Annotated in this window: 17 protein-coding genes; 10 read left to right on the top strand and 7 right to left on the bottom strand. The window is 66.8% G+C overall.

Annotation, left to right across the window (positions count from 1 at the left end):
- Positions 1–33 precede the first annotated feature (33 nt).
- The 3 genes from AC07TU_RS17560 (at position 34) to AC07TU_RS17550 (ending at position 2,115) form a co-directional block, all read left to right on the top strand.
- Positions 34–1,431 (top strand): glutamate ligase domain-containing protein, encoded by a 1,398-nt coding sequence (locus AC07TU_RS17560; protein ID WP_495189214.1) that lies wholly within the window; start codon positions 34–36, stop codon positions 1,429–1,431.
- A 67-nt stretch (positions 1,432–1,498) separates the two neighbouring features.
- The gene (locus AC07TU_RS17555) at positions 1,499–1,915 is read left to right on the top strand and encodes a hypothetical protein (RefSeq protein WP_495189213.1); all 417 of its coding nucleotides are present in this window, start codon (positions 1,499–1,501) and stop codon (positions 1,913–1,915) included.
- Complete coding sequence (locus AC07TU_RS17550) at positions 1,912–2,115, top strand: helix-turn-helix transcriptional regulator (protein WP_343520504.1); 204 nt, start codon at positions 1,912–1,914, stop codon at positions 2,113–2,115. The genes AC07TU_RS17555 and AC07TU_RS17550 overlap by 4 nt, the downstream gene beginning before the upstream one ends.
- Positions 2,116–2,178: 63 nt before the next feature.
- Here the strand turns inward: AC07TU_RS17550 and fsa are convergent, their stop codons facing one another.
- Positions 2,179–2,832 (bottom strand): fructose-6-phosphate aldolase, encoded by a 654-nt coding sequence (fsa, locus tag AC07TU_RS17545; RefSeq protein ID WP_495189212.1) that lies wholly within the window; start codon positions 2,830–2,832, stop codon positions 2,179–2,181.
- A 165-nt stretch (positions 2,833–2,997) separates the two neighbouring features.
- On the opposite strand from fsa, the gene AC07TU_RS17540 reads away from it, so the two are divergent.
- Entirely contained in the window at positions 2,998–3,612 is a 615-nt protein-coding gene (locus AC07TU_RS17540; RefSeq protein WP_495189211.1) for a DUF2490 domain-containing protein, read from the top strand.
- 3 nt (positions 3,613–3,615) lie between these two features.
- Here AC07TU_RS17540 and AC07TU_RS17535 read toward each other — a convergent pair whose 3' ends face one another.
- Positions 3,616–4,062, bottom strand: a complete 447-nt coding sequence (locus tag AC07TU_RS17535) for a hypothetical protein (protein ID WP_495189210.1) — start codon at positions 4,060–4,062, stop codon at positions 3,616–3,618.
- A gap of 68 nt (positions 4,063–4,130) precedes the next feature.
- Between AC07TU_RS17535 and AC07TU_RS17530 the strand changes: the two genes are divergently transcribed.
- The 3 genes from AC07TU_RS17530 to AC07TU_RS17520 all read left to right on the top strand — a co-directional run bounded on the left by AC07TU_RS17530 (position 4,131) and on the right by AC07TU_RS17520 (position 9,509).
- Positions 4,131–6,296, top strand: a complete 2,166-nt coding sequence (locus AC07TU_RS17530; RefSeq protein WP_495189209.1) for a primosomal protein N' — start codon at positions 4,131–4,133, stop codon at positions 6,294–6,296.
- A gap of 59 nt (positions 6,297–6,355) precedes the next feature.
- Positions 6,356–7,909: a tetratricopeptide repeat protein gene (locus tag AC07TU_RS17525; protein WP_495189208.1), complete on the top strand. Its 1,554-nt coding sequence runs from the start codon at positions 6,356–6,358 to the stop codon at positions 7,907–7,909.
- A 70-nt stretch (positions 7,910–7,979) separates the two neighbouring features.
- A complete protein-coding gene (locus AC07TU_RS17520) occupies positions 7,980–9,509 on the top strand; it encodes a trypsin-like peptidase domain-containing protein (RefSeq protein ID WP_495189207.1) in 1,530 nt (509 codons plus the stop codon).
- A 4-nt stretch (positions 9,510–9,513) separates the two neighbouring features.
- Here AC07TU_RS17520 and AC07TU_RS17515 read toward each other — a convergent pair whose 3' ends face one another.
- Together AC07TU_RS17515 and ada are read right to left on the bottom strand one after the other, a co-directional pair.
- The gene (locus AC07TU_RS17515) at positions 9,514–9,981 is read right to left on the bottom strand and encodes a DUF1203 domain-containing protein (RefSeq protein ID WP_495189206.1); all 468 of its coding nucleotides are present in this window, start codon (positions 9,979–9,981) and stop codon (positions 9,514–9,516) included.
- The gene (ada, locus tag AC07TU_RS17510; RefSeq protein WP_495189205.1) at positions 9,978–11,012 is read right to left on the bottom strand and encodes a bifunctional DNA-binding transcriptional regulator/O6-methylguanine-DNA methyltransferase Ada; all 1,035 of its coding nucleotides are present in this window, start codon (positions 11,010–11,012) and stop codon (positions 9,978–9,980) included. Before ada ends, AC07TU_RS17515 begins: the two co-directional genes overlap by 4 nt.
- A gap of 117 nt (positions 11,013–11,129) precedes the next feature.
- Between ada and purE the strand changes: the two genes are divergently transcribed.
- Together purE and AC07TU_RS17500 are read left to right on the top strand one after the other, a co-directional pair.
- Positions 11,130–11,615, top strand: coding sequence for a 5-(carboxyamino)imidazole ribonucleotide mutase (gene purE, locus AC07TU_RS17505; RefSeq protein WP_495189204.1), 486 nt, complete (start codon positions 11,130–11,132; stop codon positions 11,613–11,615).
- A gap of 26 nt (positions 11,616–11,641) precedes the next feature.
- On the top strand, positions 11,642–12,709 hold the full coding sequence (locus tag AC07TU_RS17500; protein WP_495189203.1) for a 5-(carboxyamino)imidazole ribonucleotide synthase: 1,068 nt from the start codon (positions 11,642–11,644) through the stop codon (positions 12,707–12,709).
- Positions 12,710–12,716: 7 nt separating this feature from the next.
- Here AC07TU_RS17500 and AC07TU_RS17495 read toward each other — a convergent pair whose 3' ends face one another.
- Complete coding sequence (locus AC07TU_RS17495) at positions 12,717–13,598, bottom strand: LysR substrate-binding domain-containing protein (protein WP_495189202.1); 882 nt, start codon at positions 13,596–13,598, stop codon at positions 12,717–12,719.
- A gap of 99 nt (positions 13,599–13,697) precedes the next feature.
- Between AC07TU_RS17495 and AC07TU_RS17490 the strand changes: the two genes are divergently transcribed.
- Entirely contained in the window at positions 13,698–14,411 is a 714-nt protein-coding gene (locus tag AC07TU_RS17490) for an FMN-dependent NADH-azoreductase (protein WP_495189201.1), read from the top strand.
- Positions 14,412–14,478: 67 nt separating this feature from the next.
- On the opposite strand, the gene AC07TU_RS17485 is transcribed toward AC07TU_RS17490, so the two are convergent.
- Together AC07TU_RS17485 and AC07TU_RS17480 are read right to left on the bottom strand one after the other, a co-directional pair.
- On the bottom strand, positions 14,479–14,775 hold the full coding sequence (locus AC07TU_RS17485; protein ID WP_495189200.1) for a hypothetical protein: 297 nt from the start codon (positions 14,773–14,775) through the stop codon (positions 14,479–14,481).
- 46 nt (positions 14,776–14,821) lie between these two features.
- Entirely contained in the window at positions 14,822–17,647 is a 2,826-nt protein-coding gene (locus tag AC07TU_RS17480; RefSeq protein ID WP_495189199.1) for a M16 family metallopeptidase, read from the bottom strand.
- Positions 17,648–17,699 lie beyond the last annotated feature (52 nt).

The raw sequence follows: 17,699 nt of genomic DNA, 5'->3' as shown, positions 1-17,699 counted from the left end.
CCCACTCCTCGGAACCAGCGATAGCCCTCCGCAATGCATAACGGCAAATCCTGTTTTTTCGTCGGGATCGGGGGCAGCGGCATGATGCCGCTGGCGATGATCCTGGCCGGGCAAGGCGCGAAGATCGCCGGTTCGGACCGCAGCCTCGATTCCGGGCGCCTGCCCGCCAAGTTCGACGCGTTGCGCGCGCTCGGCATCGATCTGTTCCCGCAGGATGGCAGCGGTATCGTCTCCGCTGAGCAGACGGTGATCGCCTCCGCGGCGGTCGAGGACAATGTCCCCGACATGATCCGCGCGACCGAGCTGGGCTGTCCGCGCATGACCCGCGCCGAGCTCAACGCCGCCCTGTTCAACGCCGCCGGCACCTCGATCGGCGTCGCGGGCACCAGCGGCAAGTCGACCGTCACCGGCATGATCGCGTGGATCCTGCATATGCTCGGCCGCGACCCGACGGTGATGAACGGCGCGGTGATGAAGAATTTCGTCCGTCCCGACACGCCCTTCGCCAGCGCGCTGGTCGGCAGCGCCGATTTCTACGTTAGCGAGGTCGATGAGAGCGACGGATCGATCGCGCTCTACACGCCGCACATCGCGGTGCTGAACAATGTCAGCCTCGACCACAAGTCGCTCGAGGAACTGCGCGCGCTGTTCGGCGACTTCGCCGCCAAGGCGCGCACCACGATCGTCAATGTCGGCGATGCCGAAAGCGCAGCCCTCGCGATGGCGCTCGACCGCGGGCGCACGACGACCTTCGCGGTCGAGGGCGATGCCGACCTGTCGGCCCGCAACCTTGTGCTTGAGGCCTTTGCGGTCCGTTTCGATCTGGTGACTAGGGATGCCGCCCTGCCCGTCCGCCTAGCCGTGCCGGGCCGCCATAATGTCGCCAACGCGCTTGCCGCGATCGGTGCCGCGGCAGCCGCGGGGATTGCACTGTCGGACGCAGTGCGCGCGATCGAAGGCTTTACCGGCCTGCGCCGCCGGTTCGAGCTGGTCGGTGAGGCGAAGGGCGTCGCGGTGATCGACGATTTCGGGCACAACCCCGACAAGATCGCCGCCACGCTCGACACGCTGCACGCCTTTCCCGGCCGCGTCCTCGCGCTGTTCCAGCCGCACGGCTACGGTCCGCTCAAGGTGATGCGGCGCGAACTGGTCGAAATGTTCGTCAACAGGCTCGCTCCCGGCGACCAGCTCGTCCTTCCCGACCCCGTCTACCAGGGCGGTACCGTCACCCGCGAAGTGACGAGCGCGGATATCATCGCGGACATTGCAGCCACCGGCCGCGACGCGCGCCATATCCCCGACCGCGCCGCCGCCGCCGCGCATCTCGTGGCCGAAGCACGGCGCGGCGACCGCATCGTCATCATGGGCGCCCGTGACGACACGCTCAGCCTGCTCGCGCGGGAGATGATCGCGCAGTTGCAGGACAAGTAAAGCATACTTGACATGTAAAGCGTCATTGACGTAAAGCCTCCTTGTCTAGTTAGAAAGGAAGCTTGACATGGAAATCTCCCCCGCTTCGGTGCGTTTCCTGTGGCGCTTCATCGGCGCGACGCTCGTCTACGGCGTGCTGATCACCGGCGCGACCTGGGTGGCGAGGAACTTCGATCCGTCCCCGGCCGGGCTCATCGCGCTGTCGATCCTGCCGGCGATCGCGATTGCCGCCTCACTGATCGTCATCGGCCTGTATCTGGTCGAGGAAACCGACGAATATGTGCGCAGGCGTCAGGCCGTGGCGATGCTGGTCAGCATCGGCATCCTGCTCACGCTGTCGACTGCGCTCGGATTTTTGCAGCAGCGCAACCTGATCGGCACCGTCGATCTGCTCTGGGTCTTTCCCGCCTGGTGCGTGCTGTGGAGCATTACCCAATGCTCAATGGCGATTCGCGACCATCGCCGGGCGGGGGACGCAGCGTGAAGAACCGCCTGCGTGTGTTGCGCGCCGAGCGCGGCTGGAGCCAGCAGGACCTGGCCGAACGGCTCCAGGTCTCGCGCCAAAGCGTCAATGCGATCGAGACCGGCCGCTACGACCCCTCGCTGCCGCTCGCCTTCAAGATCGCCGACCTGTTCGGCCTGGTGATCGAGGAAGTCTTTGAAAACCCATCCACCGCGGGCTGACCCCTACGGCCCGCAGGACAGGCCATCCCGGTTGCGGCCGGGATGGCCTTCTTTTTCGCCCGATCAGCCGATCTTCTGGCCGGTCTTCGCCCAGTCGGCGAGGAAGCCCTCGATCCCCTTGTCGGTCAGCGGATGCTTGACCAGCTGGCGGATCACCGCCGGCGGCGCGGTCATGACATCGGCGCCGAGCTTGGCGGACTCCAGAATGTGGATGGGGTGACGCACCGATGCGACGAGGATCTCGGTCCCGAAGTCGTAATTGTCATAGATCAGGCGGATATCGCTGATCAGCTGCATGCCGTCGAAGCCGACATCGTCATGGCGGCCGACGAAGGGCGAGACGAAGGTCGCACCGGCCTTGGCGGCGAGCAGCGCCTGATTGGCGGAGAAGCAGAGCGTGACATTGACCATCGTGCCGTCGTCGGTCAGCGCCTTGCACGTCTTGAGGCCGTCGATCGTCAGCGGCACCTTGACCGCGACATTGTCGGCGATCTTCCGCACCACTTCGGCTTCGCGCATCATGCCTTCATGGTCGAGCGCGACGACCTCGGCCGAGACCGGGCCGTCGACGATCTTGCAGATTTCGGCAACCACCTCGAGAAAGTCACGGCCCGCCTTGTGGATCAGCGACGGGTTGGTGGTGACGCCGTCAAGCAGCCCCGCATCCGCCAGCTCGCGAATGTCGTTGGTATCGGCGGTATCGGCAAAAAACTTCATGACGGCAGCCTTCTGTTCAAATGTGTGACAGTCGTGTGACGGCGTGCTAGGCGCGCGCCCGTTCGCGCTGCCTCTATCACCGGAAGGCGGCCAACGCATAGCCTGGATGCACTGATGTCACGCCTTCTGATTTGTGTTTTCCCGTTGCTTCTACCTGCCGCCGCGATGGCGCAGGAGGAAGATCAGGAACTCTGGCTGACCACCGCCGCAACGATCAAGCTGGCGGAAAAGTCGAAGTTTGAGGGCGATGTCGTCGCACGCTTCGGCAACGATCCGGGCGGGCTGTACGAGGTCGAGATCAACGCCATGCTCCTGCAGGAGGTCGGTGACGGCTTCTCCGTCGGCGGCGGCTATACCCGTGCGATCAGCTATTCACATGGCAACGTCACCCGCACCGAAGACCGGCTGCGCGCGCAAGTCGGCATGGCGGGGGCGCTCGGCAAGGTGAAGCTGTCGGGCCGGGTGCGGCTCGAATACCGGATGCGTTCGGACGGCGACGACGAAGGCTTCCGCCTGCGGCCCCAGATCAAGGCAGTGCTTCCGGTCGGCGGCCCGTTCAGCCTGGTCGGCCACCATGAAAGCTTCATCCTGCTCAACGACACCGACTGGGGCCAGATCGCGGGCTATGAGCGGATGCGCAACTTCGCAGGCGTCTCGTGGAAGCTCAACAAGACCGTCGCGGTCGAGGCAGGCTACCTCAACCAGTATAATTTCGGCCGCGATATCCGGCGGGACGTGATGGATCACGCGCTGACGTTCAGCCTCGGGATGAACTTCTAGCCGTCACTCCGCGACTAGCATCGTCTTCGCCGCCGGCTTGTCGAGGCCGGTGAGGTAGAGACGATAGGTGCCGGGCTGAAGGTCGAAGCGCACGATCTTGCGGATCGTCGAGCATTGCGGGCCGTGGCCGTGCACCACCGACTTGAGCGCCTCGCCCCCTGCGACACCCGGCACCACGTCGATCCAGCCGCGCTGATCGAGTGCGATGCCGTAACGGCCGGCCTTGTCGATCCTGAACCCGATCATCACCGCCCCGCCGGGCTTGGTGCCTGCCGGAACATCCGCCAGCTTCGCGAGATCGCCTGCCTGCAAGATCACCGCCTTGTTCACCCCGAATTCGGCTCCGGGCACACCCCAGCCGGAAAGCGTGCTGGGCAGCACCACATCGGCGGCGGGGCATTGAGGCGCGGCGGGCGCGGCCTGAAGCAGCAACAGGGCGGCGAGCAGCATCGGCGAGTCTCCTTCGTGTCGTTCGATAGCGCTTTCCTACCTGCGCCGGAATGACGATATGACCATCAATGTCCCGCGCTCGCGTCATCGTTCTCAACTCCGCGCTCGGCCCCCTCGACTATCGCGTGCCGCACGGCATGGCGATCGAGCCGGGGTCGATCGTCGTCGCGCCGCTCGGCCCGCGTCAGCTGGTCGGCGTGGTGTGGGAGGCCGAACGGCTCCCGGTCGAGGAGATCAGCGACAACCGCCTGCGCAACCTGATCGCGGTCGCCGACGCCCCGCCCGTGCCCGCGCCGCTGCGGCGGCTGATCGAATGGACCGCCGACTATTATCTCGCCCCGCTCGCCTCGGTGCTGCGGATGGCGCTCAGCTCCACTTCGGCACTCGAGGGCGGCCGGACGATCATCGAATATCGCGCGACCGGCGAGATACCCGAGCGGATGACCGCGCAACGCGAACAGGCGCTTGAGCGGATCGGCGACCGTCAGGGACTGATCCGCGAGCTCGCGACCATCGCCGATGTGTCCGAAGGCGTGATCCGCGGCCTCGTAAAGATCGGCGCGATCGAAGGGGTCACGGTCGATCTCGACACGCCCTACCCGATGCCCGATCCCGATTTCGCCCCGCCCGCGCTGTCCGCCGAGCAGGCGGAGGCCGCGGCCACGTTGCGCGGGGCGATCACCGCGGAGGCATTCCAGCCCTTCCTGCTCGACGGCGTGACGGGCTCGGGCAAGACCGAAGTCTATTTCGAAGCCGTTGCCGCCGCGATCGAGGCGGGCAAGCAGAGCCTTGTCCTCCTTCCCGAAATCGCGCTGACCGAACCCTTCCTCAAGCGCTTCCACGCCCGTTTCGGGGTCGAGCCGGTCGCGTGGCACTCGGGTCTGCGCCAGTCGCAGCGCCGCCGCGCCTGGCGTGCGATCGCCAGCGGCGAGGCATTGGTGACGGTGGGTGCGCGATCCTCGCTGTTCCTGCCCTATCCCAATCTCGGCGTGATCGTCGTGGACGAGGCGCACGAAACCAGCTTCAAGCAGGAAGAGGGGGTCCATTATCACGCGCGCGACGTCGCGGTGATGCGCGGGCATTTCGAGCGCTGCCCGGTCGTCCTCGCCAGTGCCACCCCGGCGATCGAGACGCGCCAGCAGGTCGCGCTCGGCCGCTATGCCGAGGTCAAGCTCCCCGGCCGCTACGGCGCCGCGGAAATGCCCGATATCGAGGCGATCGACCTGCTCGCCGAACAGCCGCCCCGGGGCCGCTGGCTCGCCCCTCGCCTGGTCCAGGCGATCGACGCAGCGCTGGAGCGCAAGGAACAGGCCTTGCTGTTCCTCAACCGCCGCGGCTATGCGCCGCTCACCCTGTGCCGCACCTGCGGGCATCGCTTCCAATGCCCCAATTGCACCGCCTGGATGGTCGAGCACCGGCTGATCAGCCGCCTCGCCTGCCATCATTGCGGCCACACCATCCCGACCCCGCGCGCCTGTCCCGAATGCGATACCGAGGACAGCCTGGTCGCCTGCGGCCCCGGCGTCGAGCGCATCGCGGACGAGGTCGCGGCGCTGTTCCCCGATGCCAAGACCGCGATCGTCACCTCCGACACCATCTGGTCCCCCGCCAAGGCCGCGGAGTTCGTCAACCGGATGGAGGCGGGCGATATCGACATCGTCGTCGGCACCCAGCTGGTGACCAAGGGCTATCACTTCCCCAACCTGACGCTCGTCGGCGTGGTCGATGCCGATCTGGGCCTCGAGGGCGGCGACCTCCGCGCGGCCGAGCGCAGCTTCCAGCAGATCATGCAGGTCGCCGGGCGCGCTGGACGCGGCGAGAAGCCGGGCACCGTCCTCATCCAGACCCACAGCCCCAAGGCACCGGTGATGCGCGCGCTGGTGAGCGGCGACGCCGAAAGCTTCTATGCCGCCGAGACCGAGGCCCGGCGCGAGGCGGGCGCGCCGCCCTTCGGCCGTTTCGCCGCAATCATCGTGTCGAGCGAGGACAAGGACGCCGCGCTCGAAACCGCCAGGCTGATCGGCCGCACCGCGCCGCAGGTCGAGGCGATGCAGGTGTTCGGTCCCGCCCCTGCCCCGCTCGCGATGCTGCGCGGCCGCCACCGCTTCCGCCTGCTCGTCCATGCCCGCCGCGCGCTCGATGTGCAGGACGTGATCCGCGACTGGCTGGGCGCCGCCGAATGGTCCGCCAAGGTGCGCGTGGTGGTCGATGTGGACCCGTATAACTTCCTGTAAACCTTGAAACCTTGGTCATCGTCCGTTTAGCTTCGCTTCTCTGAAACGGGGGTTTCACGATGATTCGACGCATTGTCCTGTCGGCACTCGCATTGCTGGCGCCGGGCGCGGCCCATGCCGACTGGCATGAAGCCAGCACCGACCACTTCGTCGTCTATTCGGACGACAGTCCCGAACGGCTGGAGAAGTTCGCGACCCAGCTCGAACGGTTCGACAAGGCGCTCCGGGCCATGCGCAGGCTGCCCGACGAACCCGTCGGCGAAGCGAATCGTGTCACCGTCTATGTCGTCCCGAGGATGGGTACCGTTGCCCGGCTCGCCGGACAGGACGACGTCGCGGGCTTCTATCGCGGCCGCGCGGGCGGATCGATGGCAGTGGTGCCGCGCTACGCCGGATCAGGGGAACTCGATCTCAGCGCGCAGGCGATCCTGTTGCATGAATATACGCACCATCTGATGCTGAGCCTCTGGCCGCACGCAGCCTTTCCGAGCTGGTTCGTCGAAGGCTATGCCGAATTTCATGCCACCGCCCGGTTCGAGAAGGATGGCGCGGTGGCGTTCGGACTGGCCCCGCAATATCGCGGCTACGGTCTGCTCGCCGGCAATGCGCTTCCTGCCGCGCAGCTCCTGACCGCCGAAGGCCGCAAGCTGAACGATGAGCAGCGCGACGGTCTGTACGGGCGGGGGTGGTTGCTGACCCATTTCCTGACCTTTGGCGGCAACCGCCCCAAGCAGCTCGTGACCTATCTGGACGCGATCAACAGCGGCAAGCCGCCGCTTGAAGCCGCAACGGGAGCGTTCGGCGACCTCAAGACGCTCGATCGCGAGCTCGAACGCTACAAGCATGGCACGTTCCAGGGGCGGACTGTTCCCGCGAGCTACTTCACCGTCGGGCCGGTCAGGATCCGCAAGCTTACGCCGGGCGAGGCCGCAACGATGGACGTCCGCATCGTTTCCAAGAACGGCGTGAACGACAAGACCGCGCCCGGCGTCTACGCCGATGCCAGGAAGGCGGCGGCCCCCTTCCCGAACGATCCCGGCGCCCAGATCGTGCTTGCCGAGACGGCCTATGACGCCGACGATTATGCCGGGGCCGAAGCGGCAGCCGATCGCGCGATCGCAGCCGATCCCAAGGCGATCGATGCATTCGTCTACAAGGCGATGGCGCGGATGGCCGTCGCCGCAAAGGCGAACGACCAGAGCAAGGAAACCTGGTCGGCGATCCGCAAGATCATCGCGACCGCCAATCGCCTCGACCCCAATGACCCCGAACCGCTGATGCTGTTCTATCGCAGCTTTGCCGAGTCCGGTCAGGCGCCGACCCAGAATGCGCGCCTGGGGCTCTATCGCGCATTCGAGCTCGCCCCGCAGGACCGCTCGCTGCGGATGAACGCCGCCGCTTCCTATCTTCAGGAGAGCAACGGGCCGATGGCGCGGGAGCTGCTGAAGCCGCTGGCCTATGATCCGCACAGCCGCGGCATGGCCAAGGTCGCCGCCGAACTGATCGCCGCGATCGATGCCGGCAAGGCTGCCGAAGCCCTCCAGCGGCTCGAAGGACAGCCGGCCGACGAGGAAGACGGGGACAAGGGGAAGGACAAGGACGACAAGAAGTAGCGCGCAGCCTTGAACCCGCGGCGATTTTCCCCGACAGCCGGGGCCGTAACCCGATCGACAGGATATTTGTGTGACCACGGGCCGCTTGCTGCTGTTCCTGACCGGCCTGCTGATGATGCTGGGCCTCACCGGCCCGGCACGCGCGGATGACATATCGGCTGCCGGGCGCGGGGTGGTGCGGATCGTCACCATCGCGACGGCGGAGGGCGAAGTGGTCGGCTTCGGCCATGGCAGCGGCTTTGCGGTCGCCCCCAACCGCGTGCTCACCAACGCCCATGTCGTCGAGGCTGCGGAACGCTATCCCGGCAATGTGATGATCGGCATCGTCCCCTCGGAGGGCGACAAATCCTATCAGGGCCGGCTGATCGCGATCGATTCCGACCGCGATCTCGCGCTGGTCGAGTTCGGCGGCATCCGTCTGCCCCCGCTCACTTTCTACAACGGCCCGGTGAGCGAAGGCGATGCGATGATCGCGCTCGGCTATCCGGGCAATGTCGATCTCGCCACCGCCCGCTCGGCAATGGACTTCATCACCCCACTCTCGCCGATCCGATCGCAGGGCGTGTTTTCGGGCCGCCGCAATCTGCAGGGCGTCAACGTGCTGCTCCACACCGCGGGGATCGCACGCGGCAATTCGGGCGGGCCGCTGCTCGATCCATGCGGGCGCGTGCTCGGCGTCAACGCCGCCGTGACCCGCAGCGAAGAGGGCGACGCCAGCTTCGGCTTCGCGGTTGGCAATGACGAGGTCGCGGCCTTCCTGCGCGCGGCGGGCCAGCAGATGCCGGTAAACGGCGTCGCCTGCACCAGCATCGCCGACCGCCTGGCGCAGGATCGCAGCGAAGCCGAACGTGCCAAGGCCGCCGACGAGGCAAAGGCGCGCGAGGATGCGGCGCGCAACGCCGCCGACCGCGAGAGCGCGCTCGACAAGGCGCTGATCGCCAATTTCACGATGCGCGAGAACTTCATCGCGGGTGCCGGCCTGCTGCTGGTGCTGGGGGTGACGAGCCTGGGCGCGGCGGGCTTCTTCCACACGCAAGGCAAGCGGCGCGAGACGATCTGGACGGCCAGCGGCGGCGGCGTGCTGGTGCTGGCCGCGTTCGTCCTCTTCTTCGTCCGCCCCGCTTTCGACCCCTCGGCGATCGCGAGTGCGGCGCGCGTCACCGTCCCGCCACCGGTGGTTCAGACGGGCGGGCTCGGCAAGATGATCTGCACGATCGATCCCGCCCGCTCACGAGTCACCGTGTCGAGCACGCAGGATATCAATATCGACATCAACTCCGACGGCTGCGTCAACGGCCGCACCCAATATGCCGAGACCGGCCAGCAGAACTGGCAGCGCATTCTGGTGCCCGACGAGGAGCAGACCGTTTCGGTGCTCGAATATGCGCCGGCGACGCGCAGCTACTCCACCACGCGCTACCTGCTCACCGCCAGCCAGATGGCCGATGCGCGCCGGCTGCGGACCGGCGTGAAGATCAAGGCATGCTCGACCGACCCGGCGGGCCGCGCCGACCTCGCCGCCAAGCAGCAGGCAGTCCGCACGGCGCTGCCGCAGGTGTTCAACGAACGGCTGGTCTATAGCTGCAAGCCTGCGGGCTGACGGCTCAGGACCGATCGACCCGCGCGGCGAAGCAGCCGCGGCGCGCATTATGGACGTGAAGATAGGCCGTGCGGGGGTCCGCGAACATCCGCGCGATCTCGACCTCCAGTCCCGTGCCGTCGAGCACCTCGGCATCGATCATCATGCCGTCCGCATCGAATGCGCGAACCGACAGCAGGCGTACGCGCAGCTGCTCTGGAATCGCGGATTCATAGCGCACCGGAGCTTCCGCACCTTCCGCGACGAAGATCGCATGGCGCGAGCGATAGGGCGTATCGACCGGCAGATGCTCGTGATTGACCAGCAGCACTGCCGCGCCCGGCTCGACATCCTCCAGCGTCACGCGGCACGGATAGCCGGGTTTGGCGTCGGCGATCATTCGCACCGCACCCTGCGCCGCCAGCTCGCTGTCGGAGAGACCATAGAGATGGGCGAACGGCGCCGGATCGAGGCCGCGAATGACATAGCTCATTCCGCCACCCCCTCGCGCCGGCGAAGCACCTTCTTGCGATCGACGCCATAGGCATAGCCGCCCATGCTCCCGTCGCTGCGCTGGGCGCGGTGACAGGGGATGACCACCGCGACATTGTTGGCGCCGCAAGCCGTGCCCGCCGCACGCACCGCACCGGGGCTGCCCGCCGCGACCGCGAGCTGGGCATAGCTCACCGTCTCACCGGGGGGAACGGCGCGCAGGGCCTGCCACACCGCCTCCTGAAAGGCGGTGCCGCGCACGTCCAGCGGCAGATCTGCGTGGCGGCCCGGCTGCTCGACCTCGGCCACGACCTGCGCGGCAAGCGCCGCCAGCGCAGCCCCGCCCGGCACGATCTCGGCCCGGGGGAAGCGCGTGGCGAGGCTCAGGCTGTCCTCGTCGAACGCGACCCGGCACAGCCCCTTGTCGGTCGCCGCGATCAGCAGCGCGCCAAGGCTGGTATCCGCCACCGTCCAGCGGATGGTCACCCCCGCACCGCCGTTGCGCCAGGCGCTCGGCGTCATCCCCAGCCGGGCGTTGCTCGTCTCGTAGAAGCGGCTCGGCGCCGAATAGCCCGCCTCGTAGATCGCGCTGGTCACATTGTCCTCGGCGGTCAGCGCATCGGCCGCACGCCGGGCGCGAAGCGACCGGGCATAGGCCGCGGGGGTCACCCCCGTCGCACGCTTGAACAGCCGCTGGAAATGATGCGGCGCATAGCCGACATGAACCGCCAGCTCGTCGAGCGTCACCGGATCCTCGGCGCATTCCAGCAGCGCTACGGCCTTTGCGACTGCGATCCGCTCGCGCCCGATCTCGTCGGGCTTGCAGCGCAGGCAGGCGCGCAAGCCCGTTGCGCGGGCGGCGTCCACATCGGGGAAGAACACCACATTCTCGCGTTTGGGATGCCGCGCCGCGCAGCTCGGCTTGCAATAGATACCGGTGGTCAGCACGCCGGCGATCACCCGCCCGTCATAGGCGCGGTCGCGGCGCTGGAACGCTTCCCAGGCTTCCTCGTCGGAGATCATCTTGCTCATGGTGCCGATATAGGTCCGCCGCGCAAGCCTCGCTTCCCGGCACTTGCGCCCAAACATGATTGGCAAAACCTATATGGCTCTTTAGGGGGACGCTTTCCCGCAACGCAGGGGCAAGGAATGGCGGACACACCTCTGGTCGGCATCATCATGGGCAGCACCTCCGATTGGGAGACGATGCGCCATGCTGCGGACATTCTCACCGAACTCGGCGTGCCGCATGAGACGAAGGTCGTCTCCGCCCACCGTACGCCGCAGCGGCTCTATGATTACGCGACCGGCGCGGCGGACCGCGGGCTCAAGGTCGTGATCGCGGGTGCCGGCGGTGCGGCGCATCTGCCCGGCATGGCCGCATCGATGACCCATCTTCCCGTGCTCGGCGTGCCCGTCGAATCCAAGGCGCTCAAGGGCATGGACAGCCTGCTCTCGATCGCCCAGATGCCTGGCGGCATCCCTGTCGGCACGCTCGCGATCGGCAAGGCAGGCGCGATCAACGCAGGACTGCTCGCCGCCGCGATCCTTGCGACGTCCGACGCTGCGCTCGCCGAACGCCTGAAGGCATGGCGCGCACGTCAGACCGACAACGTCGCCAACGAACCCGAATAATTCCGGCCCGAACAACCAAAGGCACAATGACCGCGATCCCACCCGGCAGCACCATCGGCATCCTCGGCAGCGGCCAGCTCGGCCGGATGCTCGCAGTCGCGGCGGCGCAGCTCGGCTATCGCTGCCACATCTACGCACCGGAAAGCGGCCCTGCCTGCGATGTCGCAGCGGCGTTCACGCAAGGCGCCTATGACGACGCGGTGGCGCTGACCAGCTTCGCCGACGCCGTCGATGTGATCACCTACGAGTTCGAGAATGTCGATCCGCAGTGCATCGCGCACCTGACGCCGATCGCACCGGTCCGTCCGGGGAGCCGCGCGCTCGATATCTCGCGCGCGCGTCCGAACGAGAAGAACTTCGTCCGCGAACAGGGTGGCACCACCGCGCCGTTCCGCGAGGCGACCAGCCTCGCCGAGCTGGAAGCGGCAGTCGCCGAGGTCGGCGTACCGTCGATCCTCAAGACCTCGATGTTCGGTTATGACGGCAAGGGTCAGGCGCGCCTGAAATCCTCCGGCGACGTGGCCGAGGCGTGGGAGACGGTCGCCGGCCAGCCCTCGATCCTCGAAGGCTTCGTCACGTTCACGCATGAATTCTCGATCATGCTGGTGCGCGGGATCGACGGGTCCACGGTCCATTATCCGGCACCGCACAACGTCCATCGCGACGGCATCCTCGCCATCTCGACCGCCCCCGCCCCGGAGGCGGTACAGGCACAGGTCGACGCGGCGGTGGCACTTGCCATCAGGCTCGCCAACGCCCTCGACTATGTCGGCGTGCTGACCTGCGAATTCTTCGCGACCGCCGATGGTCCGGTGTTCAACGAAATGGCCCCGCGCGTCCACAATAGCGGCCATTGGACGATCGAGGGTGCGGTCACCTCGCAGTTCGAGAACCATATCCGCGCCATCTGCGGCCTGCCGCTCGGCTCGACCGCGCTGACCGGCGCCTCGGTGGAAATGCAGAACCTGATCGGCGACGAAGCCGACACCTGGCCTGCACTGCTCGCAGAGGGCGACGCCCATCTCCATCTCTACGGCAAGAACGAAGCCCGCCCCGGCCGCAAGATGGGGCATGTCACGCGGGTGCGGCGCTAGCGCGAATTCAACGCGGCCGCGCGACTTCGTCGCGAAGCCAGGTCATCACGGCCGCCACTTCCCGGCTAAGCGGCTGCGCTCGGGTGACGAGCTGATAGTAGATGCCCTCGATCACCGGCCCGAACGGCTGGACGAGCAATCCGGCGCGGATCTCTTCCTCGGCGAGAATCAGGCTGGCGACGATTGCTCCCTGTCCTGCGATCGCTGCCTGAATGGCATGGTCGCCATTGGTGAACCGCGCGCCCCGATCGACCGCCAGCCCGGTGACGCCCGCCTGTTTCGCCCAGCGGCGCCAGTCGGGCGTGGTGTCGCGCAGCCAGTCGGTGTGCAACAACGGAACCCGGCGCAGATCGTCAGGCGCGGTCAGGCCAAGCATCGGGCTGCACAACACACCGAACCGCTCGGCCAGCAGCGGCTCCGATTGCAGCCCGGCCCCGATCTCGCCGCCATAGCGCACCGCAATATCCGCCGCCCCCGCGGCGATATCGACCGGTGCTTCGTTTGCGTTCAGGCGCAGATCGATATCGGGGTATCGCGCGTTGAACGCCGGAACCGCGGGCAGCAGGCGGCGGGAGGTGAATTGGGTGGTCGCACTGAGGGTGACGCTTTGCCGTTTCGGCTTCAACTCGCCGATCACGCGCGCGAACCCGTCAAACCCGTCCCGCACCGTCGGAAACAGCCGCTGCCCCGCCTCGGTCAGCGCAACCCGGCGCGTGCGCCGGACGAATAGCGGCAGCCCCAACGTTGCCTCGAGCAGACGGATCTGATGACTGATCGCAGTCGGCGTCACCGCGAGCTCGGCCGCCGCCGCGCGAAAGCTCAGATGCCGCGCCGCTGCCTCGAACGCACGAAGCGCGGCGAGCGGCGGCAATCGCCGCGGCCTGAACATAGATGAATCATGCTCATCCATAGGCTGAGCAATTCGCATTGGCCGCGCCGTAGATCAAGCCCCAGTTATCCAGCTCAATCAGATGAGCAGGATAGTATCATGAACCCGACCGATTTCGCCCCGCGCAGCCTTTTGTGGATCGATTCAAGCGCCCGACCGGGTCGCTCCGGCACCGATCCGCGCGGCTCGCATACGCGCAGGCTGACCGCGCGCTTCGTCGAGCGCTGGCAGGCTGCGCGACCACAGGATGCGATCGTCTACCGCGACATCGGCGCCAATCCGCCCGCCCCGGTTACCGGAGACTGGGTCGCCGCGGCCTTCACCAAGCCGGATCGCCGCGACGCCGGTCAGCACGCGACGCTGGCCGAAAGCGACGTGCTCGTCACCGAACTCATCGCCGCCGACCTCATCGTGATCGGCGCGCCAATGTACAATTTCGGCGTACCGGCACCACTCAAGGCATGGATCGACAATGTCGTCCGGGTCGGCATGACCTTCGGCTTCGACCGCGCCCGCGGCGATGTCCCTTACTGGCCGATGCTGACCGGCGGCAAGCAGCTCGTGATCCTCAGCTCGCGCGGCGACCATGGCTATGATCCGGGCGGCAGGCTCGCCGGCATCAACCTGGTCGAGGCAAGTCTCACCGTTCCGCTGGGCTATATCGGGATCGATCGCCATGAGGGTGTCGCGATCGAATATGACGAGTTCGCCGACGAGCGGCTGGCCGCATCGATTGCCGGAGCAGAAGCCCGGACCGATGCGCTCGCCGCGCGTCTCGCAGCAGCGATATCGACCACCGCCCGGGCCGCGTGAGGTACGAAAAAGGCCCGCCTCCCAGCCGGGAAGCGGGCCTCTTCTTCTCAGCGGATCATCCGCGATGTCAGGCGCGAACGCCCTCCATCGGGAAGCTGCCGAACGCGCCGGCGGTGACGGTGCCGGTCAGCGCGTCGCCATTCACGGTCGCGTCGATGCTCAGCGTCATCGGCATCGGCACGGTGATGTCGACGGTCCAGCTCAGCTTGTCGCCATCGACCTTGCCGCTCACCGCGGTGGTGCCGAGCGCGCCCGAATAGGTGCCGGTAAAGGTGTCGCCCGCGCTCACCACCGCGAGCGTCGCCTTCTGGTCGCCCATCGGCGAGTGGGTGACGGTATCCCAGGTGCCATCGACATTCGCCATGCTCGTCTCTCCTGTCATTCGGGTCGGGTCAAAAAAAGGTTCGGCCCTAGTTCGCGGCGGCCTTGGCGGCAGCGCCGACGGACTCGGGCTTCACCACCTCAACAGGCAGGCCAAGGCTGTCAAGCTGCCCGCGAACCTTCGCTGCGTCGCCGACGACCACCCAGATGAAGCGCTTGGGGTCGATCGCCCCGCGTGCCGCAGCGTCAACCTGCGGGATGGTGAGCGCGCGATATTTTTTCGCGAGCCCGTCCTGATAATCATCCGGACGGCGCATGAAGTCGTTCGACTGCATCGCCCCCAGCACCGCACCCGCGGTCTCATACTGACCCGCCATCTTGCGCACGCTGCTGATCACCGAACGGTCGAACTCGGTGCTGGTGATGCCCTTGCTGCCCAGATAATCGCCGACCTCCTTCTGGATCTCGACAATCGACGGCCCGGTCTTGTCGGCCTGAACGGGCGCAGAGATGGTGAAGGGTACCGCGTGCTCCATCCGCGCGATGGCGCCACGCACGCCATAGGACCAGCTCTTGTCCTCGCGAAGGTTCATGTTGATGCGCGACAGGAAGTCGCCGCCCAGCACCTCGCTCGCGGTGCCGAGTGCGATCGCGTCCGCGAACGGATCGACCGGCGTCATCTGCGCGGCGACGATCAACGACTGGGGCGAATCCGGACGATCGATCAGCAGGATCTTGGGCGCAGTCTGCGCCGCCTTGGCCGCGAACACCTTGGTCCCCGGCGCCCCCTCGCCCTTCCAGTCGCCGAAGCGGCTCTCGAACGCCGCCTTCACTTCGGCGAGCGGACGGTCGGAAACCACGAAGATCTTCGCCTTCTCCGGGCGGATCCATGCCTTGTAATAGTTGACCAGATCGTCGCGGGTCAGCTTCCTGACCGCATTCTCATCGCCGCCGAGCGCGGCCATCTTCGCGTAGGGCGAATCCTTGCCATAGAGCAAAGGCGGCATGGCCATCTGCGCAAGACCCGCCGGGTTCGACTTGATCTGCTTGATCCCGGCCAGCATCTGCCCGCGCACCCGTTCGATCTCCGCTGCCGGGAAAGCCGGCTTGCGGGCGATATCGGCCATCAGTTCGAGCGAACCGGCCAGATTGGGGCTCGGCGTGAACAACGAGATATAGGCCCGGTCGGCGCTGCTGCCCGAGCTCACACCCGCGCCCAGCCGTTCCTGCGCCTCGGCGAGCGCGATCGAATCGCGGGTCGCGGTGCCTTCCTCCAGCAACGCCAGCGTCATGCTCTCGGTGCCGAGCGCAGTTGGAACGTCCGATGCGACGCCCGCATCGAAGCTCATCACCGCCTGGGTCACCGGCACCGCGTCGCGCTGGGCATAGACCAGCTCGATCCCGTTGGAGAGCCTGGTGCGGGTCACCGCCGGGAAGTCGATGTCCTTGACCTCGGCCACCGCGGGCAGCGCGCCGCGCGTGCCCTTGAAGGGAGCTTCGGCCACCGCCGGCTTCTTCGGCACCGCGGCCGCCTCGGCATAGGCCTCGCGCGCGCCCGGCTCGATCGTCAGCGTATAGGCGGGGCGCGACAGCCACTTGGCCGCAACCGCGCGCGCCTGCGCCGGGGTCACCGCAGCCAGATCGGCGAGCTGCTTCTTATAGAAGCCCGGATCATTCATGTAGAGCGCACCCGAAGCCAGCGTCACCGCCTTGCCGCCAAAGCCGCCGACCGATTCCAGCCCGCGGATGCGCGATGACGCGGTACGGGTCTTGTAGCGCTCCAGCTCCTCGTTGGTCGGGCCGTTCTTGAGATAGTCGGCAATCAGTTCGTCGAGCCGCTTCTCGACCACCGCCGGATCGACCCCGGGGCGCACATCGGCGGAGATCAGCACCATGCCTGCCTGCGCCATGCTCTGGTTGGACGCGCCGACGCTGACCGCGAGCTTCTCCTTCTTGACCAGTGCATTGTCGAGCCGCGAGCTGGCAAGGCCGCCGAGCACACCGGTCGCGACGTCGAGCACGGTCGAATCCTTGTCGCGCATCCCCGGCACCGCCCACAAGCGATAGATGCGGGTGACGGCAACGCGGTCCTTCATCACTTCCGCCTTGGCCGCGGCCAGCGTCGGCACGTCGACCTTCGGGTCGGATATCTCGGCGCTCTTGGGAATCGCGCCGAAATATTTCTCGACCAGCGGCTTGGCGGTGGCCGCGTCGATATCGCCTGCCAGCACCAGCACCGCATTGTTCGGACCATAATATTGGCGGAACCAGTTCTTGACGTCGTCGAGGCTGGCGGCGTCGAGATCGGTCATCGATCCGATCGTCGAATGGTAATAGGGGTGCCCCACGGGGAACAACCCTTCGAGCATCTTGTAGCGGAACAGGCCGTAGGGCTGGGTGTCGCCCTGGCGCTTCTCATTCTGGACGACGCCGCGCTGCTCGTCGAGCTTGCCCTGCGTCACCGCACCGAGCAGATATCCCATCCGGTCGCTCTCGAGGAACAGCGCACGATCCAGCGCCGCGCGCGGCACGGTCTGGAAGTAGTTGGTGCGGTCCATGTTGGTGGTGCCGTTATAGTCGGTCGCACCGACTTCCTTGAGCGGTTCGAAGAACTCGCCCGGCGAGTTTTCCGATCCGTTGAACATCAGATGCTCGAACAGATGCGCAAAACCGGTCTTGCCCTTGGGCTCGTGCTTCGATCCGACATTGTACCAGACCGCGACGCCCACCACCGGCGCCTTGCGGTCGGTATGGACGACCACGCGCAGGCCATTGGCCAGCCGGAACTCCTCGTACGGGATGTCCACCCGCTTCACGAGATCGGCGACGGCGACCGGGGCAGGCGCCTGCTGGGCATAAGCGGGCGCGCCGAGGACGACCGCGACCGCGGTCAGGCTTGCAAAGGCTGGCTTCATGGGCGTCGGACTTTCCGGAATTGGTTACGATAGAAACAGCATAACCGGACCC

The sequence above is a fragment of the Sphingomonas sp. GW821-FHT03E12 genome (assembly GCF_059420685.1).
Note: the sequence above shows the minus strand (reverse complement) of the source record. Positions and strands in the feature narration are given on the sequence as shown.